The sequence below is a fragment of the Kitasatospora sp. UYEF31 genome, assembly GCF_057291755.1.
The window spans coordinates 36,694-61,258 of the sequence record NZ_JBXAWK010000008.1 but is presented as its reverse complement, the minus strand read 5'-3'; the positions used below and the strand labels follow the sequence as shown (position 1 = coordinate 61,258).

The 24,565-nt window shown below is 70.9% G+C and carries 19 protein-coding genes and 1 tRNA gene; 9 read left to right on the top strand and 11 right to left on the bottom strand.

The genetic code is table 11. The annotated features are described in order from the left end of the window. Nucleotides 1-34: 34 nt before the first annotated feature. Nucleotides 35-1,831: a serine/threonine-protein kinase gene (locus AC0Z36_RS06100; protein WP_485461652.1), complete on the top strand. Its 1,797-nt coding sequence runs from the start codon at nt 35-37 to the stop codon at nt 1,829-1,831. 96 nt (nt 1,832-1,927) lie between these two features. Here AC0Z36_RS06100 and AC0Z36_RS06095 read toward each other — a convergent pair whose 3' ends face one another. Continuing rightward, on the bottom strand, nt 1,928-3,691 hold the full coding sequence (locus tag AC0Z36_RS06095; RefSeq protein WP_485461651.1) for a class I adenylate-forming enzyme family protein: 1,764 nt from the start codon (nt 3,689-3,691) through the stop codon (nt 1,928-1,930). A gap of 192 nt (nt 3,692-3,883) precedes the next feature. Here AC0Z36_RS06095 and AC0Z36_RS06090 point away from each other — a divergent pair, with 192 nt between their 5' ends. Continuing rightward, nucleotides 3,884-4,786 carry an enoyl-CoA hydratase-related protein gene (locus tag AC0Z36_RS06090; RefSeq protein ID WP_485461650.1) on the top strand — a complete coding sequence of 301 codons (903 nt, stop codon included), beginning with the start codon at nt 3,884-3,886 and terminating at the stop codon, nt 4,784-4,786. Between the two features lie 130 nt (nt 4,787-4,916). Next, on the top strand, nt 4,917-5,414 hold the full coding sequence (locus AC0Z36_RS06085; RefSeq protein ID WP_485461649.1) for a MarR family winged helix-turn-helix transcriptional regulator: 498 nt from the start codon (nt 4,917-4,919) through the stop codon (nt 5,412-5,414). A gap of 227 nt (nt 5,415-5,641) precedes the next feature. Here AC0Z36_RS06085 and AC0Z36_RS06080 read toward each other — a convergent pair whose 3' ends face one another. Continuing rightward, entirely contained in the window at nt 5,642-7,945 is a 2,304-nt protein-coding gene (locus AC0Z36_RS06080) for a RelA/SpoT family protein (RefSeq protein ID WP_485461648.1), read from the bottom strand. Nucleotides 7,946-8,170: 225 nt separating this feature from the next. Then, nucleotides 8,171-9,358, bottom strand: a complete 1,188-nt coding sequence (locus AC0Z36_RS06075; protein ID WP_485461647.1) for a phosphotransferase family protein — start codon at nt 9,356-9,358, stop codon at nt 8,171-8,173. A gap of 295 nt (nt 9,359-9,653) precedes the next feature. On the opposite strand from AC0Z36_RS06075, the gene AC0Z36_RS06070 reads away from it, so the two are divergent. Then, nucleotides 9,654-10,505 (top strand): phosphatase PAP2 family protein, encoded by an 852-nt coding sequence (locus AC0Z36_RS06070; RefSeq protein ID WP_485461646.1) that lies wholly within the window; start codon nt 9,654-9,656, stop codon nt 10,503-10,505. Between the two features lie 16 nt (nt 10,506-10,521). Here the strand turns inward: AC0Z36_RS06070 and AC0Z36_RS06065 are convergent, their stop codons facing one another. Continuing rightward, nucleotides 10,522-11,199, bottom strand: a complete 678-nt coding sequence (locus tag AC0Z36_RS06065) for an HAD family hydrolase (protein ID WP_485461645.1) — start codon at nt 11,197-11,199, stop codon at nt 10,522-10,524. Nucleotides 11,200-11,353: 154 nt separating this feature from the next. Further along, the gene (locus tag AC0Z36_RS06060) at nt 11,354-12,373 is read right to left on the bottom strand and encodes an NsdA family TPR-like regulatory protein (protein WP_485461723.1); all 1,020 of its coding nucleotides are present in this window, start codon (nt 12,371-12,373) and stop codon (nt 11,354-11,356) included. 552 nt (nt 12,374-12,925) lie between these two features. On the opposite strand from AC0Z36_RS06060, the gene AC0Z36_RS06055 reads away from it, so the two are divergent. Together AC0Z36_RS06055 and AC0Z36_RS06050 are read left to right on the top strand one after the other, a co-directional pair. Beyond that, complete coding sequence (locus AC0Z36_RS06055) at nt 12,926-13,372, top strand: hypothetical protein (protein WP_485461644.1); 447 nt, start codon at nt 12,926-12,928, stop codon at nt 13,370-13,372. A 184-nt stretch (nt 13,373-13,556) separates the two neighbouring features. Continuing rightward, nucleotides 13,557-13,904, top strand: a complete 348-nt coding sequence (locus tag AC0Z36_RS06050; RefSeq protein ID WP_485461643.1) for a hypothetical protein — start codon at nt 13,557-13,559, stop codon at nt 13,902-13,904. 58 nt (nt 13,905-13,962) lie between these two features. Here the strand turns inward: AC0Z36_RS06050 and AC0Z36_RS06045 are convergent, their stop codons facing one another. The 4 genes from AC0Z36_RS06045 to AC0Z36_RS06030 form a co-directional block, all read right to left on the bottom strand. Continuing rightward, nucleotides 13,963-15,351, bottom strand: coding sequence for an AAA domain-containing protein (locus AC0Z36_RS06045; protein ID WP_485461642.1), 1,389 nt, complete (start codon nt 15,349-15,351; stop codon nt 13,963-13,965). Further along, complete coding sequence (locus AC0Z36_RS06040) at nt 15,348-16,838, bottom strand: hypothetical protein (RefSeq protein WP_485461722.1); 1,491 nt, start codon at nt 16,836-16,838, stop codon at nt 15,348-15,350. Before AC0Z36_RS06040 ends, AC0Z36_RS06045 begins: the two co-directional genes overlap by 4 nt. Nucleotides 16,839-16,843: 5 nt before the next feature. Next, nucleotides 16,844-17,941 carry a hypothetical protein gene (locus AC0Z36_RS06035; protein ID WP_485461641.1) on the bottom strand — a complete coding sequence of 366 codons (1,098 nt, stop codon included), beginning with the start codon at nt 17,939-17,941 and terminating at the stop codon, nt 16,844-16,846. A gap of 88 nt (nt 17,942-18,029) precedes the next feature. Beyond that, nucleotides 18,030-20,222, bottom strand: coding sequence for a helix-turn-helix domain-containing protein (locus tag AC0Z36_RS06030; protein WP_485461640.1), 2,193 nt, complete (start codon nt 20,220-20,222; stop codon nt 18,030-18,032). Between the two features lie 335 nt (nt 20,223-20,557). Between AC0Z36_RS06030 and AC0Z36_RS06025 the strand changes: the two genes are divergently transcribed. Continuing rightward, nucleotides 20,558-20,631 (top strand) — tRNA-Lys (locus AC0Z36_RS06025). A 110-nt stretch (nt 20,632-20,741) separates the two neighbouring features. Here the strand turns inward: AC0Z36_RS06025 and AC0Z36_RS06020 are convergent. Next, nucleotides 20,742-21,350 carry a TetR/AcrR family transcriptional regulator gene (locus tag AC0Z36_RS06020; protein WP_485461639.1) on the bottom strand — a complete coding sequence of 203 codons (609 nt, stop codon included), beginning with the start codon at nt 21,348-21,350 and terminating at the stop codon, nt 20,742-20,744. Between the two features lie 87 nt (nt 21,351-21,437). Here AC0Z36_RS06020 and AC0Z36_RS06015 point away from each other — a divergent pair, with 87 nt between their 5' ends. Next, a complete protein-coding gene (locus tag AC0Z36_RS06015) occupies nt 21,438-22,898 on the top strand; it encodes an MFS transporter (protein WP_485461638.1) in 1,461 nt (486 codons plus the stop codon). Nucleotides 22,899-23,048: 150 nt separating this feature from the next. On the opposite strand, the gene AC0Z36_RS06010 is transcribed toward AC0Z36_RS06015, so the two are convergent. Then, nucleotides 23,049-23,516 carry a pyridoxamine 5'-phosphate oxidase family protein gene (locus tag AC0Z36_RS06010; protein ID WP_485461637.1) on the bottom strand — a complete coding sequence of 156 codons (468 nt, stop codon included), beginning with the start codon at nt 23,514-23,516 and terminating at the stop codon, nt 23,049-23,051. A 270-nt stretch (nt 23,517-23,786) separates the two neighbouring features. Between AC0Z36_RS06010 and AC0Z36_RS06005 the strand changes: the two genes are divergently transcribed. Then, a complete protein-coding gene (locus tag AC0Z36_RS06005; protein WP_485461721.1) occupies nt 23,787-24,557 on the top strand; it encodes an ABC transporter ATP-binding protein in 771 nt (256 codons plus the stop codon). The last annotated feature ends 8 nt before the right edge of the window (nt 24,558-24,565 follow it).

Here is a 24,565-nt window from a genome sequence, read left to right as displayed (position 1 = left end):
TGTCGGTCGCTCTGAGTAGCGGAGGTGGTCGCAGGTGCAGGTGTCCCCGGCCGGCGGGGTGCTCGGGGGCCGGTACCGCCTCGACGAGGTGGTCGGGTCCGGTGGCATGGCCACGGTGTGGCGCGGCTGGGACGACCGGGTCCGGCGCGCGGTCGCGGTCAAGGTGCTCAACCACCTGACCGGGCTGCCGCATGCCTACGAACGGTTCGAGCTGGAGATCGAGGTCGCCGGCAACCTGGACCACCCGAGCATCGTGACTGTGTACGACTGCGGGCGGGAGGGTCCGCTCGCCCCGCACGGGCAGGGCAGCACCGCCTACGTTGTGATGGAGTTGGTCCGCGGCCGGTCGATGGCCGACATAGTCGCCGACCGGGTGCCGGTCCCGGTGCTCAAGGCCGTGGGGTGGGCGGTCCAGTTGTCCGAGGCGCTGCGGGCGGCGCACGAGGGCGGGGTGATCCACCGGGACATCAAGCCGGGCAACGCCGTGGTGACCTGGGAGGGCCGGGTCAAGGTCCTGGACTTCGGTATCGCGAAGTTCCTGCGCACCCTCAACCCCAGTGCGGTGATCACCCAGCCGGGGAGCGTGATCGGCACGCTCGCGTACATGGCCCCCGAGCAACTCGAAGGACGCCGGGTGGACGCGCGTACGGATCTGTACTCGCTGGGCTGTCTGTTGTACGAACTGCTGACCGGCGCTCCCCCGTTCGGGGTGGACGAGCCGGGCAGGCTGGTCCGGGCGCACCTGACGCAGCGGCCGACGCCGCCCGGGGCCCGCCGCCCGGAGTTGCCGCGCGACTTGGAGAAGCTGGTCCTGGAGCTTTTGGAGAAGCGCCCGCAGGACCGCCCGGCGGACGCCCGCACGGTCACCGACCGGTTGTGCGCGCTGCTGCCGCCGAACACCGTCGAGGACTTGTCCCCGCCGGTCCCGCCGATGCCGGCGCGCGCTCCGCTGCGGGCCGTGTCCCCGGCCGCCGCGCGTCCCACGCCCGCGCCCACCCGGCTGATGCCGCCACCGGGCGGCTTCGACACACCGGGTTCGTCCGCCGGGTGGTCGGACTCCGGGGTGTCGACGATGACTTCAGGGCGTTACGCCGCGAGCGGCAGCTTCTCCGCCGATCTGACGGACATATTCAGTACGCCCCGCGCCGCCGGTGGCAACAGCGGCAACAGCGAGGTCGACAGTGCTGACAGCGGCGGGGTCCTGCGGCTGCACCCGCCGCTGCGCGGCCGTCCGCGGGAGCTGGGCGAACGCCTCGACGAGGCGTTCGCCCTCCCCGACCCGGAGGCGGGCCGGATCCTGCGCGCGCTGCTCGCCGAACACCTGGCCGGGCACGGGCCCGACCACCGGCACACGCTGACCATCCGCGAGGCGGTCGCCTACCAGTTGGGCACGGGCGGATCGCCGCAGAGCGCGGTGCGCTGGGTCCGCGCCCTGATCGGTGACCAGGGCCGGCTGCACGGCCCGGGGCACACGGCGGTCCTGCGCTGCCGCCGCAACCTGGCCTACTGGACGGCGGCCGGCGGCGAACCGCGGACGGCGGCGCGCATACTGCGCGATCTACTCCCCGACCTGCCCGCCGGGAACGAGCCCGCCCTGCGCGAACGCCTGGCGGTGCGCCGCGAGCAGGCCGCGTACACCCGGCAGGCCGGCGACGAACGGGTCGCCGCCGACCTGTTCGGTGAGCTCCTGACCGACAGCGTGCGGGTGTTCGGCCCGAACCACCCGTTCACCAGGGCGGTCCGGGGTGAACATTCATACGGCCGCTCAGCGACGTCGTGGCCTGCCGGGTCACAACCGGGTCAAAGTCCAAACCAAAGCCCAGACCGCTGACCCAGACCGCCGACCCAGACCGCCGACCCAGACCGCTGACCGGAGCAGACAGGTCTTCGTACGGTTTTCAACCACGCCGGGGCTGACTCAGCGGGGTCACCCCGTCAGCATGTCCCGCAACTGCCGTTTGAGGACCTTCCCCACCGCATTGCGCGGCAGCGGGTCCCGGGCGAAGTGGACGATCGTGGGCACCTTGAACGCTGCGAGCCGTCTGGCCACATGTCCGCGCAGCTCGGCCGCGGTGGCGGTCGCGCCAGGCTGGAGTTCGACCACGGCGGCGACCTCCTCACCCAGGTCGCGGTGCGGAACCCCGACGATCGCCACGTCGGCCACCGCCTCGTGCTCGAACAGGACCGCCTCGACCTCGACGGAGTACACGTTCTCGCCGCCGCGGATCACCACGTCCTTCAGCCGGTCGACCACGTACAGATAACCGTCCGCGTCGCGGTGGCCGAGGTCGCCGGTGCGGAACCAGCCGTCGGGGAAGGCCGCTTCGGTCTCCTCGGGGCGTCGCCAGTAGCCCGCGACTATGTGCGGTCCGCGGAACCAGATCTCACCGAGCCCGCCGGTGGGGACCTCGTCTCCGGTGACGGGGTCGGCGATCCGCAGGTCGATCACCGGGACGGGCAGGCCGACGCTGTCGGGGTGCTCGTAGTAGTCCGCGCCGGTGTTGGCGGTGGCCACACACGTGGTCTCGGTCATCCCGTAGCCGTTCAGCGGGTTGATCGCCTCGTTCGACATCCGGCCGACCTCCCCGACGAGGTCGGGCGGTACGGGAGCACCCCCGGCGCCGAGCATCAGCAGCGAGGACAGGTCGTACTTCCCGCGCTCAGGGGACTCCAGGAGTCGGCGCAGCAGGGTCGGCACCATCGTGGCGCTCGTGATGCGTTCGCGTTCGATGGTCTGGAGCACCGCTTCGGTGTCCCAGCGGCCCATCAGCGTCATCTTCCCGCCGCCGACGGCGGTGACGTACATGCCGGAGAGTCCCGCGATGTGGAACAGCGGGTAGCACTGGAGCACGGAGGACTGCGGGAGGTCCGGCATGGCCCGGTGGAGCGCGGCCGGTCCGTCGGTGAGCAGTTCGGCGGGCAGGCCCAGGCCGAGGATCTGGACGGCCTGGCTCAGGTGCATGGTGTGCAGGTTGGTGCAGTGGTTGCGGTGGGTGCCGACGGCGCCCTTGGGCCGGCCGGTGGTGCCTGAGGTGTAGATCAGTACGGCCGGGTCGTCCGGGTCGGGGTCGGCTTCCGGCGGTTCGCACGGGCCTTCGACGCCGGCGAGGAACGCGGTCAGATCCTCGGCGGGGGCGCTGCCCTCGACCGGGTGTGCGACGAGCAGTCCGCGCAGCGGCAGGTCGTCGAGGTGTCCGGCGAGGAGCTTGGCGCGTTCGCCGTCGGCGATGAGCAGCACGGCTTCGCAGTCGGTGAGCCCGTACCGCAGTTCGCTGACCGCCCACCACGCGTTGAGCGGCACGGCGACCGCGCCGAGCAGTTGCACGGCCCAGAAGGACAGCACGAACTCGGGGTGGTTGCGCATGGCGATGGCCACCCGGTCGCCCCGGCGGACGCCGTACCGGCAGGCCAGGTGGCGGGCCAGGTGCGAGACAAGGCGGTGCTGTTCCCCGTACGAAATTCTTCCCTGGTCGTGGGTCAGTGCCTCGCGTTCCCCGTACGCGATGGTTGAAAGGAACGCCTCCCGCAGGGTCTGCGGGGCGCGGGGGAAGATCCGCCACGGGATCCCGTCGTGGTCGGTCTCCTCGATCTCGTACACCGATCCGGGTCCGGTCAGCGCGGCGATGGCTTCGTCCCTGGCGGTGGGTGGGCCGCCTGGGACGGTTCGGGCTGTGCCGGGTGTGCTGGACATGGTCACGTCGCACCTCCATCGGTCTGCGCTGACGGCGCGGGGGTGCGGCCGTGTTTCGGTGGACCCCCGGCGGAGCGCGACCACGGTAGGTCATCGCGGCGGGGATCAGAACACTTTTCTTCCGGCTCTGGTTTCCGCGCGTCGCGCAGGGCATCGTGGCCCGCGATCAACTGGACTTCCAGGAGGCTGCTCATGGAGTACGGACCGTACGAACAGATCACCACGGAGAAGCGTGGCCCGGCGTTGATCGTGACGCTGCACCGGCCCGAGCGGATGAACGCGTACACATATCTGATGCGCCAGGAGATCACCGACGTCCTGGACAAGTCCGACGCGGACGACGACGTGCGCGCGGTGGTGTTCACCGGCCATGGCAAGGCGTACTGTGCGGGCGCCGACTTGGAGATGGGCGCGGAGACCTTCAACGCGTCACGTCACAAGGAGGCCAGGGCTGAGCTCGCGGGCACGGAGGCGGTCTCCGACATCCCCGCCGATTTCCGGGACGACGGCGGGAAACTCGTCCTGCGGCTCTACCGCAGTCAGAAACCACTGATCGCCGCGATCAACGGCGCGGCAGTGGGCGTCGGCGCGACGATGACCCTGCCGATGGACGTACGGATCTGTTCCACTCAGGCGAAGTTCGGGTTCGTGTTCCTGCGCCGCGGGATAACTCCGGACGGCTGTTCGACCTGGTTCCTGCCGCGCGTCGTGGGTGTGGACCGGTCGCTTGAGTGGTGCGTGACCGGCCGGATCTTCGGCACCGACGAGGCGCTGGCCGCCGGGCTCGTCCGCGAGGTCGTCGCCCCGGAGCGGCTGCTCGAACGGGCGTTGGAGATCGTCGGCGAGATCGCCCGCAACACCCCGGCGGTGGCGGTCGCCCTGACCCGCGCGCTCCTGTGGTCCATGCAGTCGGTGGCAGATCCCGAGGCCGCCCACGTCCTGGAATCCCGTGCGCTGTACTGGACGGGTCAGTCGGCGGACGTCCGCGAGGGCGTCACCGCGTTCCTGGAGAAGCGCGACCCGAAGTTCACCATGCGGGTGAGTTCGGACATCCCGCCGGAACTGATGCCGCCGTATCCGACCTTGAGCTACTGAGCCTGCCGGAGGCTGCCCCCCTGCCGCTGGACAGGGCTGCACGCCGCACTGCTGTTGTGTAAAGCAACTGTTGTGGTGCACCCTGGATTCCTCGTCGGCGGTAGGACCGGCGGGGCGTGAGAAAGGGCAGATGTCCGTGAACGCCGCGAACGTTGCGAGCAACGCGAACGACCAGGCACCGGCCGGGCCAGGCATGGACGAGCAGAGCCCCGGGCGCCGGGTGCTGCGGGAAGTGGGCTCGACCGCCCGGCTGCTGCGCCAGCTGATGGCACCGCCGCTGGCGACCGCGAGCATCACCCAGGCTGAGTACTACCTCCTGGCCCTGCTTGAGGAGTACAACACCTCGACCGGTAAGGACCTGGCGACCAGCCTGAGCCTGGACAAGACGACGGTGAGCCGCCAGCTCGCCGCCCTTGAGGACGCCGCGATGATCACCAGGACGGTGGACCCTGCCAACCGCCGCTCCCAGCTGATCACGCTCACCCCGCTGGGCCGCGAACGCCTGGTCGACGCCCGGCAGCGTGCTCTCACCGTCCTGCTGGAACGTTTCTCCGCCTGGCCGGAGAAGGAGCTGGAACTGCTGGCCTCCCAGCTCACCCGGTTCAACCAGGTGCTGCGCGGCGAATAGGCCGCACGCCGGACGAACGCGAAAGCCCGCTGTCCACAGGTCTGGACAGCGGGCTTTCCCGCTTCTGATGCAGATCCAGCTGCGAAACCGTTCAGCCCGCCCGTCGACCCGGCGGTCAGGCCGTAGGCACGTCCGCCCAACGACCCGGCGACCCGGCGACCCGGCGACCCGCCCGACGACCCGGCCGTCCGCCCGTCGACCCGGCCGTCCGCCCGTCGACCCGGCGGTCAGGCCGTCTTCGCCCGGTACACGTCGTAGACCCCTTCGACCCGGCGCAGCGTCCGCAGCAGCTGTGGAAGGCCCGCCAGGTCGGACAGCGTGATCGTGTACGTCTGCCGCACCCGCATCTCGCGCGGCGCGCAGATCGACGCCGAGTTGATGTCCGCGCCGGCCGCGTCGATGGCTGAGGTCACGTCGGCGAGCAGGCGGGGGCGGTCGAGCGCTTCAAGCTGCACGGTGACCCGGTAGCCCGGCTCCGCCGCCGCCTGGTCCCGCTCCGGCCATTCCGCGGCGACCATCGTGCGGCCGGCCGCCCGCATCTGGACGATGTTCGCGCAGTCGGCCCGGTGGACCGCCACCGCGCCGCCGCGGATGGGCAGGGCGGCCAGTTCGTCGGGCGGGACCGGCGTACAGCAGCGGGCCAGCCGGATCACCGCGTCCGGGATTTCGGGGACGTTCACCGGGATCCGCGCGGCCCGCGGGCGCGGCGTCGACTGGTCAGCGGCCGGCGGCAGGACCACGGCGGGTTCGGCCGCCACCGCTTCGTCGCCGGCGTGCTCGATGAACCACTTCTCGATGGCGACCCGGGCCAGCGGGCTGCGGACGAAGGACAGCCACTCGCGGGACGGCCCCTGCGCGGGTGCGCCCGCGACCGGTTTCGCGGTGATGATCGAGACGGTCTCGCCGTCGGCGAGGATTGACGACAGTGCGACCAGGCGCCCGTTGAGTTGGGCGCCGATACATCGGTTCCCGGTCTGCTCGTCGATCGCGTACGCGGCGTCCACACACGTCGAACCGGCGGGCAGGGTGAGCGCGCCGACCCCGGGGGTGAAGACCGTCAGTTCGCGGTCCACCGAGAGGTCGGCGGTCAGCGAGGACCAGAACTCCTCGGCGTCGGGGGTGCCGCCCTGCCACTCCAGGAGCCTGCGCAGCCAGCCCAGTTGCGATCCCGAATCGCCGCCCACCGCCTCCTCGCCCTCGAGCTGCCCGGGGATCTTCTCCGCCGTGTGGGCGACCACGCCGCACTCGGCGATGCGGTGCATGCGGCGGGTGCGGATCAGCACCTCGGCCACTTCCCCGCCGGGGAGGGAGAGTTCCGTGTGCAGCGACTGGTAGAGGTTGAACTTCGGTGTCGCGATGAAGTCCTTGAAGCCGCCGGGCATCGGCGACCAGTGGGTGTGCAGCACACCGAGCGCGCCGTAGCAGTCGGTGTCCTCGTCCACGACGACCATCACGCGGGCCAGGTCGAACGGGCCGGCCAAGTCCACCCCCCGGCGCTGCAGAACCCTGTTCGCCGAGACGTGGTGGCGGATCCGGGTGGTGACCTCGGCGTTGATGCCGGCACTGCGCAGCGCGCCGCCGACAGCGTCGGTGAAGTCGGCGAGGGCCGCGTCGCGCAGGTCGGCCCGCTCGGTGACGGTGTGCGCGGTGGCCGCGTGCTGCTCGGGTTCGAGGGTCGCGAAGACGATGTCTTCGAGCTCGGTCTTGACCACGTGCAGGCCGAGGCGTTCGGCGAGCGGGATGAAGACGTCCCGGGTCACTTCGGCCGTACGGATCTGGCTGGCCCGCCGTTTGTGGCGGATGGTGCGCATGTTGTGCAGCCGGTCGGCCAGTTTGATCACGGTGACCCGGACGTCCCGTCCGGTGGCCACGATGATCTTGCGGATGGTCTCGGCCTCCGCGGCGTCACCGAGGTCGACCGTCTCCAGTTTGGTGACGCCGTCGACCAGGTAGGCCACATCGCCGCCGAAGCGCTCGTGGACTTCGGCGAGGGTCAGCTCGGTGTCCTCGACCGTGTCGTGCAGCAGGGCGGCGACCAGCGTGGTGGTGTCCGCGCCGAGGTCGGCGAGCAGCGTGGCCACCGCGATGGGGTGGGTGATGTACGCCTCGCCGCTCTTGCGCATCTGGCCGCGGTGCGAGAGCTCCGCCACCGCGTAGGCCTGCTGCAGAAGGTCGAAGTCGGCTTTGGGGTGGTGGGTCCGGTGCACCTGGACGAGCGGCCCGATGGCGTCGTGGGTGCCGCGCCTGCGGTGTCCGGACAGGCCTGAGGTGATGAAGGTGACCGCGGCCAGACTGAAGCGCTGCCCGGAGCGGCGCAGCGCGCGCCCGGAGAAAGTCGTGCCCGGCACATGCCGGGCGCCGCCCGGCCGGACTGCGTCGGGACGGCCCGCGGGAGGGCCCGTCGCCTCGCCGGGGACGGTGTCCTGGGGCACCTGGTCCTCGACGGTCCGGGGTTCGTACTTCGTGGAACGGGTCAGACCGCGGTCGGGCACGCCCGCGCCGGCGGGCGGGTTGAGTCCGCCGATCGTCATGAGGCACCTCCGGCAGCCAGCACCGGAGCGGACCTGGGGGAGCCCCGGTGATTCATGCTACCGACAACACCACGGACCGTGTCCGCGTGATGTCGCTCACCGCAAAGCATCACCCTCAAGGGTGAAAACGGCGATGTGTGATCGTACTCCGGACTCCGGGGTGCTGTTCCCCACAGCGGTTCCGGCCGGGGCCGTTCCGCCGTGGGGTCCGTCACTGTCAGGTCGTCACTGTCCGTATTCGTCCAGCATTCTGGCGAGCAGTTTCGCGTGCGGAAGCGCGTCGTCGAGGTTCTCCGGCAGCGGCGCCTCGCCGAACAGGTCGCGGCGCAGCGCGACGCGGGCCATCACCACGCCCTGCCGCAGCGCGGAGTACAGCAGGAAGTAGTCCATGTTCCGAGGCGCGTACCCGGTGAGTTCCGTGTACTGCGCGACGACCTCGTCGCGGTTCATGAAGGCGGGGATGCCTGGGAGCTTGTAACGCTCGGCGATGTCCTGGAAGAAGTCGTGAATGAAGATCATCCAGGACAGGTCGAGTTCCCGGGGCCCGGTGGTGGCCATCTCCCAGTCCAGCACCGCGGTGGGCGTGAAGTCCTCGTAGAGGACGTTGCCGATCCGGGCGTCGCCCCAGCTGATGAAGTCGTCTTCCAGGTCGGCCGGGAAGTGCTCTTCCAGCACGGCGAAGGCGCGTTCGATGACAGGGACGGTGCGCCCCTCGATGCCCCAGTCGTAGTAGGCCCGCAGGTCGGTGAGGTGGCGGCGCAGCGCGGTGTCCCCCGGCACGTCCAGGCGCAGGAAGTCGAGCTCGCCGTCGGCCGTGGTGATGCCGTGGATCTTCGCCACGACCTCCACGGACGCCCGCTGGAGCCGGCGCTGGTCCTCAGGTGAAGCCTTGAGCAGCCAGCTGTCGATCGTGTACGGGAGGACGTCCGGCGGGGCGGCGCCGTCGACGCGGGCCATCACGAAGAACGGGGCGCCGAGCGGCTCCTCCGCGTCTTCGGCCCACAGCACCTGCGGGACGGGGACGTCGGCCCTGTCCCCCACCAGGCGCATGATCCTGGCCTGCCTGGCCATGTCGTAGGTCGGGAAGACGGGTTTGGCGTCCAGGGCGGGGCGCATGCGCATGACGCAGCGCTCACGGCGCCGGACCACGCCTTCCGCGTCCGTGGTTTGTTCGTTCCACTCGACGTCGAACAGCAGCGTCTCGCTGGACATGCCGTTTCCGGACGGGGTGGTCAGTTCGGAGACCCCGGGGTCGGCCCCCGCAGGCAGGTGCCCGGCCAGCCAGGCGGTGATCTTCCCCTGGATCTCGGCCGCGTCCCGGGTGCTGGTCTGCGGGCGGACCATGGCCTCCGGGCTGCTGGGAGCTGCACTGCCCCCCGTTTCGACCTCGGACTTGTCGACGGCGTCGGACACGGTTTCCCCCTCCAGGCCCCGGTGCGGATCCGCACCGGAAAGTGCAACGCGTTCTATCACGGTCGACACGTGCCCTCAAGGGGCAAAGCCCGTACCGGGCCTGTGATCATCACGGCACCGGCGGCCCCGCCAAAACCTCGACGGTGACTGTGGCCGGAATCCGACGACGTACCCTGGTAGGCACTGCCGGTCGTCCCCGGCGCGCGGAGAACCTGAGCGCGCGGACGTCGGCCACGAGCATCGACAAGGGCATCGAGAAGTGTCGCCACGGGCGCGCACGTTCCCCGGAGGCGACATGAGCAGCACCGCACCGACGGTCCGGACAGACCTGTGGAGGACCGGCCGACGGCCACGCTGGTGGACTGAGCTGCTGCTGATCGCGGGGCTCTACGCGGCGTACAGCGGCTCCCGGATGATCGTCCGCGGTGACGTGGCCGACGCGACGCACAACGCCGCGCGGATACTCCACTTGGAGAAGCTGACCGGGCTGCACCCGGAGACCTGGCTCAACCGGATCATCACCGACCACGCTGTGCTCGGCGTGCCGCTGGACTACGCGTACGCGACCCTGCACTACGTGGTGACGCCGGTGGTGCTGGTGTGGCTGTGGCGGACCAGCGGGGAGACCTACCGGCGGGCGCGCACCACCCTCGCCGTCGCGACGATCATCGGACTCGCCGGTTTCATGCTCTTCCCGACCGCGCCGCCGCGGATGCTGGACGGTTTCACCGACACCATGGCGCAGTTCGCCCACTACGGCTGGTGGGGTGCTGAGGCCAGCGCGCCGCGCGGCCTGGGGCACCTGACCAACCAGTACGCGGCGATGCCGTCGCTGCACGTGGGCTGGGCCGCCTGGTGCGGCTGGCAGCTGTGGCTGCACGGGCAGCACCGGTGGACGCGGGCGGCCGGGGTGCTCTACCCCCTGCTGATCATCGTCGTGGTGCTCGGCACCGCGAACCACTACCTCGCCGACGTGCTGGCCGGGCTCGCCGTGATGGCGGCGGGCGCGGCCCTGTCGCCATTGGTGCTGCGCGGCACCGACCGCCTGCGCGGCCGGCACGACGGGGGCACCGCCGCGGCCGCCCGTATCCCGGCGCAGGCCGGCCGGCGGGTCGACCCCGCACAGTCGGTGGGTAAGGGCGGCTGACGCCGCCCGTCACGCATCAGGCGGCGACCTCGTCGCCGACCTTGGCGTTCAGCTCCTGGACCGCGGCCGGCAACTCGTCGAGCCCGTTCAGCCGCAGGTCGGCGATGGCCCGCAGGACCGGGTCGTCGGCGACGAGATAGCCCCAGGGGCCGCGCCTGACGTGCGCGGTGCGCAGGCCGCTCGCGTGGGCCGGGGCGATGTCGTTGTCCAGCCGGTCCCCGACGTAGAGGATCTCCCGGGCCGGGTACGGGCACTCGTGCGCCAGCCGTTGGAAGAACTCCCGCTCAGGCTTGACCAGGCCCCAGTCGTCCGACGTCGCGATCAGGTCCACACCCAGGTCGAGCCCGCGCAGCAGGCGTCCCGCGTTCGTGGTCTGGTTGCCGACCACACCCAGCCACACACCCTGGTCGCGCAGTGTCTTGAGACAGTCGCGCACATCCGGGTAGAGGTCGTCCTCGCCGAACCATTCGGGCCGCCCCGAAGCCGTCCTGGCGGCCCGCTCGACGGCCAGGTCGAAGCCGGGACGGAACGCCTGGAACACCTCCAGGTAGTCACGTCCCCGGGCGAGCGTCTGCCCGAAGACCGCGGCGAAGGTGTGCCGGGGCACCCCGAGCCAGTCGGCCCAGGTGCCGTACTCGCGGGTCTCGTCGACCAGGGTCTCGCCCACATCGAAGACCACAGCGCTGATTCTCATGACTCCTGCTCCTACCCTCGATGGCCGCACATTCCGTGCTATCTCCACCGGTTCCCATGTGACGCTATCGCTCATCGCCGTTCCTCCTGTTGCCTGGTACGCACTCACTTTCCCCCTGCCTCAGTCCCGCTGCCGACGCCACCGCCCGGCCACCTCACCTGGCCCCGGCCGCGGTCAGCGACCGCAGGCGCTCGTCCAGACCGCGCACTATCGCCGTGTCCGCCCAGGTGTCCATCCGCCTGCGCACTTCATTGACCCGCTCGAAACCCGTGGCGTAACGCTGCCGCTCAAGTTCGTCGAGCGACCGGTCCAGATCGACGCAAGCCCCTTCGAGCTCGCCGTCCGACACGGCCGCCGCCGCGAGGTCCGCGTACACCACCGCGCGCTGCTTCCCGGCCTTCGCCGGCAGTTGGGCGAGCATGCCCTCCAGGGTGACCCTGGCCTGCGCACCCCGCCCGGCGGCGACCAGTGCGCCGCCGCGGAATCCGGCGAGCCTGGCGACCGAGAACCAGTCGAACCAGGCGGGTGAGGACCCCGTCCACGAGCCGGTCTCCCCGTTGCTGAGCGTCTGCGCCGACCGGTCGAGCAGTGCGAACGCCGCCTCCGGGTTCCCGAGGCGGCCCTCCGCCTCAGCCGCGATGGCGTCCAGCCAGGCGGTCAGGATCGAGGGCACCCCGTTTCTAGCGCGTTCGCGGGCGGCCTCCAGGGCACCCCTGGCCTCGTCCGCCCGGCCCGCCCAGGCCGGCGGGAAGGCCGCGTGCCCGAGTACGGCGGCGGCCAGCGCGTCGTCCCCGGCCGCGTCGGCGGCGTCCAAGGCGAGGCACTGCCAGGAACGGGACTGCGCTTCGCCTTGTCTCAGGTCGAAGAAGGACAGCCGGAAGGCGAGCAGAGCCGTCTCGGCCACCGCCGGGGCCAGCCTGCGGTAGGCGGTACGCCCGATCAGCGCGGCGCCCGTCCGGGCATGCCAGGCGACCTGGGGCAGCAGCGTCTCCGGGGTCTGGGTCCAGTACTGCTGGCGCAGTGCGGCGGTGGCCTTCACGTAGTCCGCCGGATCGGGGGACACGTTGCGGCCGTCGAGCGGCACACCGGCGGCCGCGGCGACCGGGCCGGCCGCGGCCAGCCCTGCCACCGCGGCGCCGGCGAGGAAAGTTCGTCGTTGCACTGCGTCCTCCATACGCGTTGAGGTCATCAGCGCACAACCGCCCGACTCGACGAAACTGTTCACGACCCCGGGTCCGTGTCCACCCGTCCGGTGCCGCTGCTGCCCCCGTCCTGTCCGGTGTCCGCCGACGGTGACCGCTGGGAAAACTGCGGGCGGGGCGGGGGCCGGTATCGGGAGAGACCTGCTCTGATCAGGATCCTGACCTAGCGTCACCAATGGCGCTACGCGTAACCCGTCCGGTGCCACCAGAAGTCCTCAAGCCGTCCTTCGCACGTCCGGAGCACCCCGGTCGGATGTCCCCCGTACGAGTGAGCTGGCCGGTACGCGTCCTACAGATGTCCCGTCCGGGACCTCGTCACAGGGTGTGTGACTTTGGTTGCATCGTCATCGCAGGGCAACACGGAGCTGAACGCCAGACGAACACAGCGTGAGCCCGGGTTCCGTGCGGCACACAGCAGGCGCACGGAAAGCACACAGCAAGACCGCCACTGACGCTTTCGTCGCTTTCCAGGACGCAGCCGGGGACGATCCGAGGAATCCGAGGAAGAGGGGAAGGACCCCATCGTGAACGCCGATTTGAACCGGACGATGACCGCGGTCGTGCCGCAGAACGCGCTCCGCAACCCGCATGCGCCCCGCCTGGTCGCAGCCGGCGAGACGTTCGATGTGATCGAGGTGGAGGACCGCCTCGGCTACGAGGCCCTGGGCGCGCTCCGGGCCCACGGGGTACCGGTCGGCCCGGTGATCTCCGACCGGCGCTACCGGCGGATCGGCTTCCTCGTCCCACCCGCCCCGGTGACCGGCATGTCCGCCCGGGACCGCCGGGTCGGCCCCCGCCACCACGGGCGCGGCGCCTGGATCACCGTGCCGCCCAACGACTCCCTCGACGGCCCGCTGGTGTGGCTGGTCCCCCCGGACCGCGACAACAGGCTGACGTCCCTGCGCCACGTCCACGCGGCCATCGCCGAGGCCGCCGGAACCCTCGCCGAGGTGCGCCCCCAGGTCTGCTGACGCGGACCTCCCCACAGGCAGTACCGGTCGGGGAGACCTGACATCCACACGAGCGGCTCCCCCAAAACTGCTCGACCCCGGCCGGTATTGGCACTTCACCCTCCGTTGAGGGCTTCCCCCGCACTCCCGGGCAGTGACAATGGACTGATCCACCCGACAGTCCCCCACCGCCCGGGAGTGCGCCATGTCCGCAAAGCCGTCAGAGTCCGCAGCGACCCGGCGGGTGCGTCCGGTCCAGTTGAAGTTCGACCCGGAACTGCCCGGCCAGGGACCTGAGCACTTCTTCGACCTGGAGGAGATCGCGGACCCGGGTGAGCAGCTGGCGCGGGCCACCCAGCTGGCCGAAGCCTTCCGGGCGGCGGCCGACAAGGCCGTGGACTACCAGGCGACCGCCGTGGCCAGACTGGCCGACCCACGCCGCTTCGACCGCCTCCCCACCACTGAACTCGCCCAGCGCACCGGCTGGAGCGAGGCCTACACCGAGAAGATGGTCGAGCACGGGCGGAAACTGCTCGCGGACGAGGTCCACTGAAGGGTCCGGTCAGGCACTGACGTCGGACTCATCCGCACCCGGTATTTCACGCTTGCGTTCACATCCCTACCCCGTCCGCGTTCGATGGTGCGACCGCCTGGTTTTCCTGCACGCTACCTGCGCCGATCCGCACGCGGGACCGGGACAGTTGCTCCAGCACCGCCTGGTTCGCCTCCCAGCCGTCCGGGAAACTCACCGGGACGCCCAGGTGCACCGGGTCCGCTGAGGGGTGGGCGTCCAGGAGTTCCGGGATTCCGGCGCGGCCGACCACGATGCAGGCGTGCCTGTGCCGGGAGGCAAGCACGCACAACCGCCCCGTCTCCAAGTGGAAAGCGGTGGCGTCGCGCCGTCCGGACAGCGGGTGGAGGACCACGGTGACGTCGAACTCCCGCCCCTGGAGGCGGTTCGCGGTGTCCACGGTGATGTCCTCCGCCCCGGGCACGTCCTCCCGGAGTCCTCTCAGGGCCGCCTGGACGCGGGAGCGCTGTTCCCTGTGCACAACACCGACCGCGATCCGGGAGGCGTCCAGCGCCGCACTCCCCCGTTCGCTGACGGCCGTGCCCTGTCGTTGCAGCAACCGGGCCGCGACCGTCGCGACTGCCAGGACCGTCTCTTCATCCGCCGGGAGCGTGAACCGGGCCGGCAGTTCGAGGTGACCCCAGCCGGTCTCCGCGGCGAGGTCGGTGACCCGGTCGTAGGGATCCCCACCGGAGGGCCGGGCGAAGGAAAGACTGCGGTCTTCGTACGAGGTACCCGCGCGGAACGGCGTGAACGGGTAGAAAGCCGTGGAGACCAGCGGCGCGGCGGTGGCCGGAAGCCGCCAGGACACTGGCAGCCGGTGGACCGGGAGGTCCGGATTGTGCCGCCGCAACACGACGACCGCGCTCTGCGAGGGGTCGTACGAAAGGCCGTGCCAGTGCGCGACCTCGACGGTGGCGAAGGGGTCCAGCTGGCCCGGGTCCCCGACGAACAACGCCCGTTCGAACAGTGGCGCGACGAGCATCAGGGCGTCGGAGCGCATCTGGTAGGCCTCGTCCACGATCGCCCACGGCCAGCTGCGTTCCTTCACCGTGGCCCACTTCGCCGCCGTGGCGACGATGACCGCGCAGGCTTCGAGGGCGTCCGGCTTCTCCGCGTTGAGGATTCCGGCCTGGAGCAGCGCGACCGCAGGGGTGTGTCCAGTCGCGGACAGCCGTCCGATCAGCAGGCCCGGATGTTTTTCGGCCATCCGCTCGAGCAGGTCGTCGACCTGGTTGTTCGTCTGGGCGACGACCATCAGCCGGTCGCCGCGCCCGGCGATCTCCCCGGCCGCCCGGACCACCAACGTGGACTTCCCCGCACCGGGCGGCGAGTCGACGACCACTCCGCGGTGCTTTCCGGACACCAGGTCGGCCAGGACCGCGTCGGTGACCAGGCCGGCCTCATGCGCCGGATTGAAGGAACTCATGCCCAGGACTCCGTCGCGTCGCGCCTTTCCTCTTCCGTGGTCGGCTCCACCGGCGGACCGCCGTGTGTCCACGGGGTGTCCTCCACTTCGGGCCACACCGGACCGCCCCGGAAGTCCGCGGACAACGAGGTCCAGCACAGGACTTCGCCGACTTCGGGCACGCTGCCCTCCTTGGGTTTCTTCGCGCCGCCCATGCCGCCGGTCAGTTCGAGGGTCACAGCGGCACCGTCGATGTCGACCAACCGCGCCTTGGCGTCCGGGCGTTCGACACAGGAGAGGGTCGTCCCGGGCAGCATCACCGGGCTGTCCTGGGTACGGATGACCAGAAGCGGACGCGGACGCGTCGACTTCTTGCCCGGTTCGAGCACCGTGCGGTCCGCTTCGACCATCGTGACCGGGCCGCGGAACGCCTCGCCACCCAACCGGACTTCGGCCATCAGCAGCGGGTCGTCCCGTACTTCCTCGACCATCAGACGTTCGGCGGCCCGCTCGCGGGCGTTCAGCTGCGCCGCGGCGGCGACGGCCTGCGGCACCCTGGGCTGCGGCCGGGAATCAGGCTCGGCCAGGCCGACGGTGAAGAAGCTGTAGGACGTACGGTCGGACTCCCAGCGTCCGGCCACAGAGGCCCCCGCCGGGAGTTCACGCAGGAGGTCGAGGCCGCGCCACATGCGCCGCCAGGTCGGCATCAGCTCGGCGCGCAGTATGTCGGAGAGAGCCGATTCGGCTTTTTCCCGCGCGCCTGAGTCCTCCGCCTTCCGGGCCTTGTCGAAGTCGGCGACCAGCGGTGCCAGTCTTTCGTCGAACTCCGGATCGGTGGCCGGACCCGCGCTCGGTTCACTCTCGGCCCCGGCAGCCGCCTGCGCGCCGGTCAACCCCGGTGCCGGGTCGATCCAGCCGGACAGTGCGGCCAGGTCGCCGTCCTCCACCGAGCTCTGCCCGGTGGTCCAGGTCTGCGTCAGTAGTTCGGTTATGGCCAGGAGGACCGAGGACCCGGGCGTACGGGTCCGCTCGGCGAGGTAGGTGCACCAACGGCCGAGGAGCGGCACGGATTCGGCGACCGCGTACTCGCCCTCGGTCTTCCGGAACCGGGTGGACCGGCCCAGCAGCCGCAGGTAGTCGATGCCGCTGTGGCTGGGCACGAGGATCTGCGGCGCGTCCAGCGACCGCTCGTACGCTTCGGCGTCCTTGCGGCGGGGCTCGACCGTCTCGGTGTCCGCCGCGGGGGAGGTCAGGTGCGGCAGCAGGATGTCCGCGAGGCCGGCCGCGTACGCGAACCGCATTCCGCGGTCGCGGGGCTGCGGGACTATCAGCAGCTGTGGACCGTCGAGGTGCGTGCCCACGAGCGCGGCGAGCGGGGCGAAGGCCTCACCGGCCAGGGCGTACGGGACGAAGACCAGCGGCCGGTCGGACAGATGGCGGTGTCGTACGGTCGCCTTGGGCTGGGCCCAGCCGGTCTTCGCCGCCCGCAGGCGGGCGAGGCTTTGCATGGTGCTCACGGCTGTCCCAGGACCTCACGTCGCAGTTCTTCGGCCCGGCGCAGCAGGCGCGCCGTCTCCTCTTCGCCCGGCGCGGGCGCGCGACGTCCGTCGGCCAGGTCGAGGGCCGCGTCGACGCGGTCGAGGCCCCCGAGTGCGCCGCGGACGTTGGTGCCGAGCGCGCCGACGGTCCCGCCGCCGGCGCAGCCCCTGGCCTCCGCGCGGCAGTGCAGGGCGAGTTCGCACGCGGCGAGGCAGTCCGGGACGTACGCGGCGGGGACCTGGGCGACGGCCTCGTGGACCGCTTCGACGTCGAAGCTCAAGCCCTCGGGGAGGTCGGCGAGCAGCAGGTCGACACCGGCCATCCGGGCCAGCCGCCTGCGGTTGACCGCGAGTTGCCTGCGCACGTCGATGAGTGCGGCGGTGGGCCGGTTGGAGAAGTCCTGCGGGCAGACCAGGACGATGTCGGTGGCGACGGTGCCGTCGGGCAGGCCGAGGTCGCGGGCGAGGTCCTGGAGAGCCAGGACGTACACGGCGGCCTGTCCGGCCGCGGCGGCGAGTTTGCCGGGGTCGGCCTGCCCGTCGATGATCGCGAAGGATTTGATCTCGACGATGTGGAGCCGGCCGTCGATCCGGCAGGCGAGGGCGTCCGGTTCCAGGTAGGCACGGTGTCCGGCGACGTCGATCGGAAGCATGGGGTGGTCGAGGATCGCGCAGTCGCCCGTGGCGAGGAGTCTTCTCGTACGGCCGACCCGTTCTTCACGGGTGAGCCTGTCCCCGTCGCGGTCGCCGCCGACCTCTTCGTAGCGCCCCTCGTCGAGGTCGGCGCCGAGCTTGTCGGCCAGCAACTCGCGCAGCCCGGCCCCGTTGTCGGCCTTGACCTGCTTCTCGAAGAAGTGGCCGCGGGCGATCGCGAACGGCGACTGCCCGTAGCGGGCCGGGTTGCCGAGCTTCTGGGCCAGCGCGGTCTTGTCGATCCCGGCCGCGTCGAGCACGCCGCGGCGGGCGCAGCCGGGGTTGGCGGCGAGTGCCGCGACGGTGCGGGCGGTGTGGTTGCGGGCGGGGAGTGTGCCGCGCAGGAGGTCCAGCCTGGAGCCGGTGTCGGTGGTGCTCATGGTGTGTTCGGCTACTCCTGCGGCTGACGACTGCGTGGTCCCGACCCAGTGTGACGGACGGGACTGACATCAGGCCGTCTGGAAACGCTCAGCGTCTGCCGTCCTCCTCGCCGGAGCGCAGTTGCCTGCGGTCGTCGCCGCGGCTGACCCTGGCCCGGGGCACGCCCCGGCCGGCGGCCGGGCGGTCGGCCTGCGGTTCGGACGGCTTCTCCGCGCCGCCGCGCCACAGCTCAAGGGACTCGTCCAGGCGTTTCACACACGGGGCGTTGCCCCACTGGTGCAGCTTGCCGCGGACGATGACGATCCTCGCCATCGCGGTGGAATACCACTGCTGGGTGAGGGTGTCGAGGGCGCGGGACAGCATTCCGCAGGCTTCGTCCAGGTCGTTGCCGACATAGGCGACGTCGGCCAGGTCGGCGAAGATCACCGCGCGTTGTTTGACCGCCAGGGCGGGTAGATCGGCCATCGCGTCGTTGAGGGCGTCCCTGGCCCGGTCGGGGCGGCCCGCCGCCAGCTCGGCCGCACCGCGGAAACCCCAGAGCCTGGCTCCGTCGTAGAAGTCCATCCACACGGGTTTGGGCTGGTCCCCCGGGTGCTGGCCGAGGCCCTCGGCCAGGTCGATCAGGCGCAGCGCGTCATCGGGGTGGCCCGCGCGGGTCTCGATCTCGGCGTGGACCGCCATCAGCCAGGAGCGCATCTGCGACGGCGCGTCGTACTGCTCGGCCATCCGCCGGGCCACCTGGATCAGCCCTTCGGCCTCGGCGTAGTTGTCGCTGAAGCCCGGGATGAACGACTGGTGCGCCCGCACCGCGATGGCCAGCATGGCGTCCTGGGCCTCGACCGCCGCCTCCCAGGCGAAGTTGTAGTACTCGTGTGCGACCTGCTCTTTGGCCATGTCGAAGAACGCGATGCGCCCCGCGAGCATCGCGGCCTCGGCCACCGACGCCGCGACGATCCGCCGCGCACGGGCGGGGCCCGGTGCCCGCATGAGCAGTTGGCCCATCCGGATGTGCTCGCGCACCGGCTGGAAGGTCATCATTGCGGGCGCCACCCAGTACATCTGCCGGTAGGTCGCGGTCAGTTGGCCGTACTGCTCGGCGACCACGGTGCCCAGGCGCCCGCTCACGCCGGGCCCGTCCGACGGCATGTCGATCGTCGGCCAGCGCCCGTCGTCGTCGCCCAGACCGCCGATGAGCCGCGAAGTGGCGGCGTGCGGGTCGCGGCGGGCCCGGTGGACTGCCGGGGTCGCCGGCACCGGCCGGTCCAGCATGCGCGGGTCGCCGGGGAGGATCAGCCCGGACTGGGCCGGTCCGGGCAGCGGCTGCCGCGCCGACTCCGGAAAGATGCCGGGGGCCCGTTCCGGGTGTCCCCTGCGGGGCGGGAGCGGAAGCGTGGTGCCCGGCCCGACCACCCGGGCGGGGGCGGGGAATCCGGGCAGCAGCGCGTCAGGTCCGTCGGCGTCCCTGTCGGGGTGCCCGGGGGCTGTACGCGGGTCGAACCCGGCGCGGCCGAAGGTGGCACGGTCGAAGTCGGCACTGTGGTGACCGGTGCCGATGTGACCGGCCCGGTCGAAGTCGGCACCGTCGCGGTTCAGGTGGTCGTCGTAGTCGTGCCCGTCCGGCGTCCCCGGGGTGTCCGACGGCCAGGGCAGTGGCCGCGGCACCGGCCGTCGGCCGTTGCCGCCCGCGCCGCCGACCGGTCCCCGGGTGCCGCCGGGGCCGCGCCCGGCCTGACCGTGTCCGGTGTTGTCCGGCTGCCGGTGGCGGACCTTCGCTCTGGGGATCTCGGCGGCGCCGTGCAACGGCCCGTTGCCCTGGTTGCCGCCGGGCCCGCGCGACGGCGCTCCGGAGTCGGGCCGGTGCGCACGCTCCCCGCCGAACTGGCCGAAGCCGTCGTCGGGGTGCTGACCGGGGTATTCATCGTCGTACGCGTCGCGGCCACGGACGACAGTGCCGCTGATCCCGTGGTCCGCCGGAGCGCCCTCAAGGCCGATGTCGTCCAGGACGGTCAGGTCCCACGGTGGCGTGAAACCGAGGTCGTCCAGCTGACGGCCGAAGAGTTCCTGAAGGACGCGCTGGTAGTCGGGCGTCGGCCACGGGGGGTCGGCGCTCTCCCAGCGGCGCACCTGGCGCACGCTGACCGCGAGCCGTAACCCGCATTCCCGGGCCTTCTCCTCGAAAGCGTCGGCGAGCTGCTGCTGGGAGACCCAGCCGTATGCGTGCCGCAGTGCTTTCAGTCGGACATTTCCCGATGCGGAGCCGGCACCCTGCCGCATGGCCATCGGCGTCCTCCCCGGCAGACTCGTTGGTTTCACTCTTACAGATGTGGACTGTGCGGGCCGTGATCCTGACGGTACCCGCCGCAGGGGCCCGTTGGGGACCTCTTGCGGGATGTCCCTCTTTCGATGTCCTCCCCGTGTCCTCACCCGCGTCCTGTCCGCGGCCTCCCGCCGCCGCAAGCCCGCAGGCGGCACGCACAACCAACCGGATCAACGTCCGATCCGCCCGTTCCGCCCCTCTTGGGCAATCGTCGGGACTCGGTTTCCGGATCCCCGGCCGATCCTGGTAATGTCTCTTCCGCAAGCGCACGACACCGCAAGGTGCCGCACGCCAGCACGCGCCGCTAGCTCAGTTGGTTAGAGCAGCTGACTCTTAATCAGCGGGTCCGGGGTTCGAGTCCCTGGCGGCGCACAGTAGAGAACCGGCCTTCCTGACACATTTCAGGGAGGCCGGTTCTTTTTGCCGTCAGGACGCGTCAGGAACGCATCCCCAGCGAGGCGGCCCCGGCGGTGCCGGCCGGCTCAGAGCCGCAACGATTCCACCGCCCGCCGCAACCCCGCGGACAGCACCCGGGGGTCCGGCGGCGTGCGGGTGAAGTAGTCGGTCATCAGCCCCAGGAGCATGGCGACCAGGATGCGGCCGTCCAGCGCCGGGTCCGCGACCCCCCGGGCCGCGGCGATGAGTTCGCCGACCTTCCAGAACTCGGCCGCCCCCAGGCTCATGAGGGCCATCAGCTGCGGGTCGCGGGCGCCTTCGAGGTCGAGTTCCATCCGGGCGAGATGGACCTCCCGGCCGTCCTCAAGCCAGACCCGGAACCGGTTCGCGAGGTCCTCGTAGTCGGGTGCGTCAGCGGTGCCCACAAGCGCCATGAGCAACGTGTGGACCATCGCCGAGACGGCCTCCTTGTCGCGTTCGGCGGCCCGTTCGACCATGGCCGCGATCAGCTGCCGCCGGTCCTTGAAGTAGTACGTGACCGACCCGTGCGGCAGTCCCGCCTCCTGCTGGACGGCCCGGTGGGTGACGCCCCGCAGCCCCTGCGCGGCGGTGAGCCCGATCGCCGCGTCAAGGAGGAGGACGCGGCGGTCGGGCCGACGGGATGTCACGTCTGCGGCCTCGCTCTTGTCCTGCATAGAAGCAGCATGCACCAATCGTTAACAGTTGGCGAAGAATTCTCTACAATCGTAGAAGTCATTTCTCCAAGCGCAGGAGAGAACGCGATGTCTGCCACAACCGTCGGCTCCGCTCCCACCACAGGGTCAGGAGGGCGGGTCAACCAGAAGCTGGTCCTCCTCCTCGTCTGCGTCGCCCAGTTCGTCCTCCTGATCGACGACACGATCGTCAACGTCGCCCTTCCGCATATCGGCAAGTCCCTCGACTTCTCAACCGGCGGGCTGACCTGGGTGACCAACGCGTACTTCCTCACCTTCGGCGGTTTCCTGCTCCTGGGCGGCCGACTGGCCGACCGCCTCGGCCGGCGGCGGCTGTTCACCATCGCCCTGATCGGCTTCATCGCCGCCTCCGCGCTGTGCGGGGCCGCACCGAACGCCGAAGTCCTGATCGGCGCCCGCGCGATACAGGGCGTCGCGGGGGCGCTGCTCTCCCCCGCGGCACTGTCGATCCTGCTCGCCGTCTTCCGCGACCCGGCCGAGCGGGCGAAGGCCCTCGGCGTATGGGCCGCGCTCACCGGCGTCGGCGCGGCCACCGGCCTGCTGCTCGGCGGCACTCTGGTCGAACTGACCGACTGGCGCTGGATCTTCCTGATCAACCTGCCGATCGGGCTGCTCGCCCTCATCGCGATCCCGCGGGTGTTCCCGGCCGACGTTCCGGACGTACGGGGGAACTCCCCGGACCTGCCCGGCGCCCTCCTGGGCACATCAGCGGTGCTGCTGCTCGTCTACACGGTCGTGGAGACCGGCAACCACGCGTGGACGTCGGCCCGTACGGTCCTCGGGCTGGTCGGCGCGGCCGTCCTCGCCGCCGGGTTCGCCCTGCGCCAGCGCACCGCGGCCGACCCGCTCATCCCCCGGGCACTGCTGAAGATGCGCAGCATCCTCGGCGCCCAGCTGATGATTTTCCTGGCCTCCAGCGGGCTGTTCGCGATGTTCTTCTTCATGACGCTGTACATGCAGAACGTGCAGCACTGGGGTCCGCTGCGGACCGGGCTCTCGTTCCTGCCGTTCAGCCTCGGCATGGGTGTCGGCGCAGGCGTCTCCTCGAAGTTCCTGGAGAAGAAGTCGCCGCTCATCCCGCTGTCCGTCGGCCCGGCCGTCGCGGCGGCCGGGATGTGGCTGCTCGGCCGGCTGCACGCGGACAGCGGGTTCTGGACGGGTCTGGCCCCCGCGCTGCTGATCACCGGTGCCGGCCTCGGCTTCGCCTTCGTCGCACTGATGCAGGTGGCGACGGGCGGTGTCGGCGAGAGCGACGGCGGGCTCGCCTCGGCCATGGTGACGACCTGTCAGCAGATCGGCGCGGCAGTCAGCATCGCCGTCCTGGTGACCATCGCCACCACACACACCAAGGACCTGATGAAGTCGGGCACCAGTCCGGCGGACGCGACGGTGGGCGGCTTCAGCCGGGCCTTCGAGATCCAGACCGGGCTGATGCTCCTGGTCGCGGTGGTCGGGGTCGTGGTGGGGCTGTTCGTCCAGCGGCAACGCGCGAACGCGGCCACTGGGTAAGCAGCGCGCGAACGCGGCCACTGGGTAAGCAGCGCGCGAACGCGGCCACTGGGTAAGCAAGGCGCGGATGGCGCCACTGGGTAAGTAAGGCGGGAGTGCCGCCACTGGGTAAGCAAGGCGGGAGGGGCGCCCGGGTGGCCGCCCCTCCGGCTAATTCCGGCGTACCGTGCGGACCGGACCGCCCGGTTTCCACGTCTCGATGACCAGCTCGTCACCGTCGATGGCGGTGCGCATCACCTCGGTGACGTCGACCAGGAAGTAGTGCGAGGGCCCGGCCGGATCGCCCTCCGCGAGGTAGGCTGACTTCTCAGCGGGGTCGGTCAGCTCCACGGCCCGCCCTGAGACGCGGACGTCGCCGCCCGCCATCGCGGCGTCCGGGCCCGGGTTCGCGTGCACCGCGAATCGCGGGTCACGCCGCAGGTCGCGGGCCTTGAGCGAGCCGGGCATCATGCCGAGCAGCAGTTGCCCGTTGCGGAAGTGCGCCTCCAAACCGGTCAGCCGGGGCGATCCGTCCTTGCGGAGGGTGCCGAGGATGTGGTGCTTCTGCTTGCCGAACCGGGTCCGTACCGCCTCTTCGAGGTCAGGCTCGGCTTTGGCGAAGTCGTCCCAAGTTGTCATCCCACCATCATGCGCAGACCGCACCCTCATCGGCAGGGTCAGCCTCGGGGCGGAAGATCAGGGCACCCCCTACGGGAAACGAGTGACAAGGCGGTCACCGGTCCTCCTTGCGTAGGACTGTCCGGTCACACCCCTCGGACGATCCGCCGGACACCGCCTGGACCGTACGGTGATCACAGCCCGCCGGCGCAGACTCCGGACGGTGCGTCAACAACCTTCACGCCGGGCCCTGTCCGGCTGACCGCGGGGAGAATCACCGTGACCACGGCCATGGCCGACACGACCGGAACTCAGCCACAGGGCGCCGGTGTAGCAGCAGCCGCCCGCCAGCTCACCAAGGCGTACGGGGACGGCGAGACCAGGGTCGTCGCCCTGGACAATGTGGATGTGGAGATCGGCCGCGGCCAGTTCACCGCCATCATGGGCCCGTCGGGCTCCGGCAAGTCCACGCTGATGCACTGCCTCGCCGGCCTGGACACCCCGTCCGCGGGGCAGGTGTGGATCGGCGACACCGAGATCACCTCGCTCAAGGACAAGCAGCTGACCCAGCTGCGCCGGGACAACATCGGGTTCATCTTCCAGGCGTTCAACCTGCTGCCGACGCTGACCGCGTACGAGAACATCACACTGCCGATGGACATCGCCGGGCGGAAGCCCGACAAGGCGTGGCTGGACACGGTCATCGACACGGTGGACCTGCGCAACCGGCTGAAGCACCGCCCGACCGAGCTGTCCGGCGGCCAGCAGCAGCGGGTGGCCTGCGCCCGGGCGCTCGCGAGCCGACCGGAGATCATCTTCGGTGACGAGCCGACCGGAAACCTCGACTCGCACTCCAGCTCCGAGGTGCTGAACTTCCTTCGCCACTCGGTCACCGAGCTCGGTCAGACGATCGTGATCGTCACGCACGACCCGACCGCGGCGTCGTACGCCGACCGTGTCCTGTTCCTGGACGACGGCCGCATCGTCGACGAGATGCTGCGCCCGACCGCCGACGCGGTGCTCGAACGCATGAAGCGTTTCGACCGCCAGCGCAAGCAGTAAGGGGCAGG

Bases quoted from the DNA above. Each gene is read 5' to 3' on its own strand.
- AC0Z36_RS06035 (WP_485461641.1), bottom strand. From the start codon at position 17,941: ATGAGCACCACCGACACCGGCTCCAGGCTGGACCTCCTGCGCGGCACA.
- AC0Z36_RS06030 (WP_485461640.1), bottom strand. From the start codon at position 20,222: ATGGCCATGCGGCAGGGTGCCGGCTCCGCATCGGGAAATGTCCGACTG.
- AC0Z36_RS06040 (WP_485461722.1), bottom strand. From the start codon at position 16,838: ATGCAAAGCCTCGCCCGCCTGCGGGCGGCGAAGACCGGCTGGGCCCAG.
- AC0Z36_RS06095 (WP_485461651.1), bottom strand. From the start codon at position 3,691: ATGTCCAGCACACCCGGCACAGCCCGAACCGTCCCAGGCGGCCCACCC.
- AC0Z36_RS06065 (WP_485461645.1), bottom strand. From the start codon at position 11,199: ATGAGAATCAGCGCTGTGGTCTTCGATGTGGGCGAGACCCTGGTCGAC.
- AC0Z36_RS06090 (WP_485461650.1), top strand. From the start codon at position 3,884: ATGGAGTACGGACCGTACGAACAGATCACCACGGAGAAGCGTGGCCCG.
- AC0Z36_RS06020 (WP_485461639.1), bottom strand. From the start codon at position 21,350: ATGCAGGACAAGAGCGAGGCCGCAGACGTGACATCCCGTCGGCCCGAC.
- AC0Z36_RS06045 (WP_485461642.1), bottom strand. From the start codon at position 15,351: ATGAGTTCCTTCAATCCGGCGCATGAGGCCGGCCTGGTCACCGACGCG.
- AC0Z36_RS06050 (WP_485461643.1), top strand. From the start codon at position 13,557: ATGTCCGCAAAGCCGTCAGAGTCCGCAGCGACCCGGCGGGTGCGTCCG.
- AC0Z36_RS06070 (WP_485461646.1), top strand. From the start codon at position 9,654: ATGAGCAGCACCGCACCGACGGTCCGGACAGACCTGTGGAGGACCGGC.
- AC0Z36_RS06080 (WP_485461648.1), bottom strand. From the start codon at position 7,945: ATGACGATCGGCGGACTCAACCCGCCCGCCGGCGCGGGCGTGCCCGAC.
- AC0Z36_RS06085 (WP_485461649.1), top strand. From the start codon at position 4,917: ATGTCCGTGAACGCCGCGAACGTTGCGAGCAACGCGAACGACCAGGCA.
- AC0Z36_RS06015 (WP_485461638.1), top strand. From the start codon at position 21,438: ATGTCTGCCACAACCGTCGGCTCCGCTCCCACCACAGGGTCAGGAGGG.
- AC0Z36_RS06005 (WP_485461721.1), top strand. From the start codon at position 23,787: ATGGCCGACACGACCGGAACTCAGCCACAGGGCGCCGGTGTAGCAGCA.
- AC0Z36_RS06010 (WP_485461637.1), bottom strand. From the start codon at position 23,516: ATGACAACTTGGGACGACTTCGCCAAAGCCGAGCCTGACCTCGAAGAG.
- AC0Z36_RS06060 (WP_485461723.1), bottom strand. From the start codon at position 12,373: ATGGAGGACGCAGTGCAACGACGAACTTTCCTCGCCGGCGCCGCGGTG.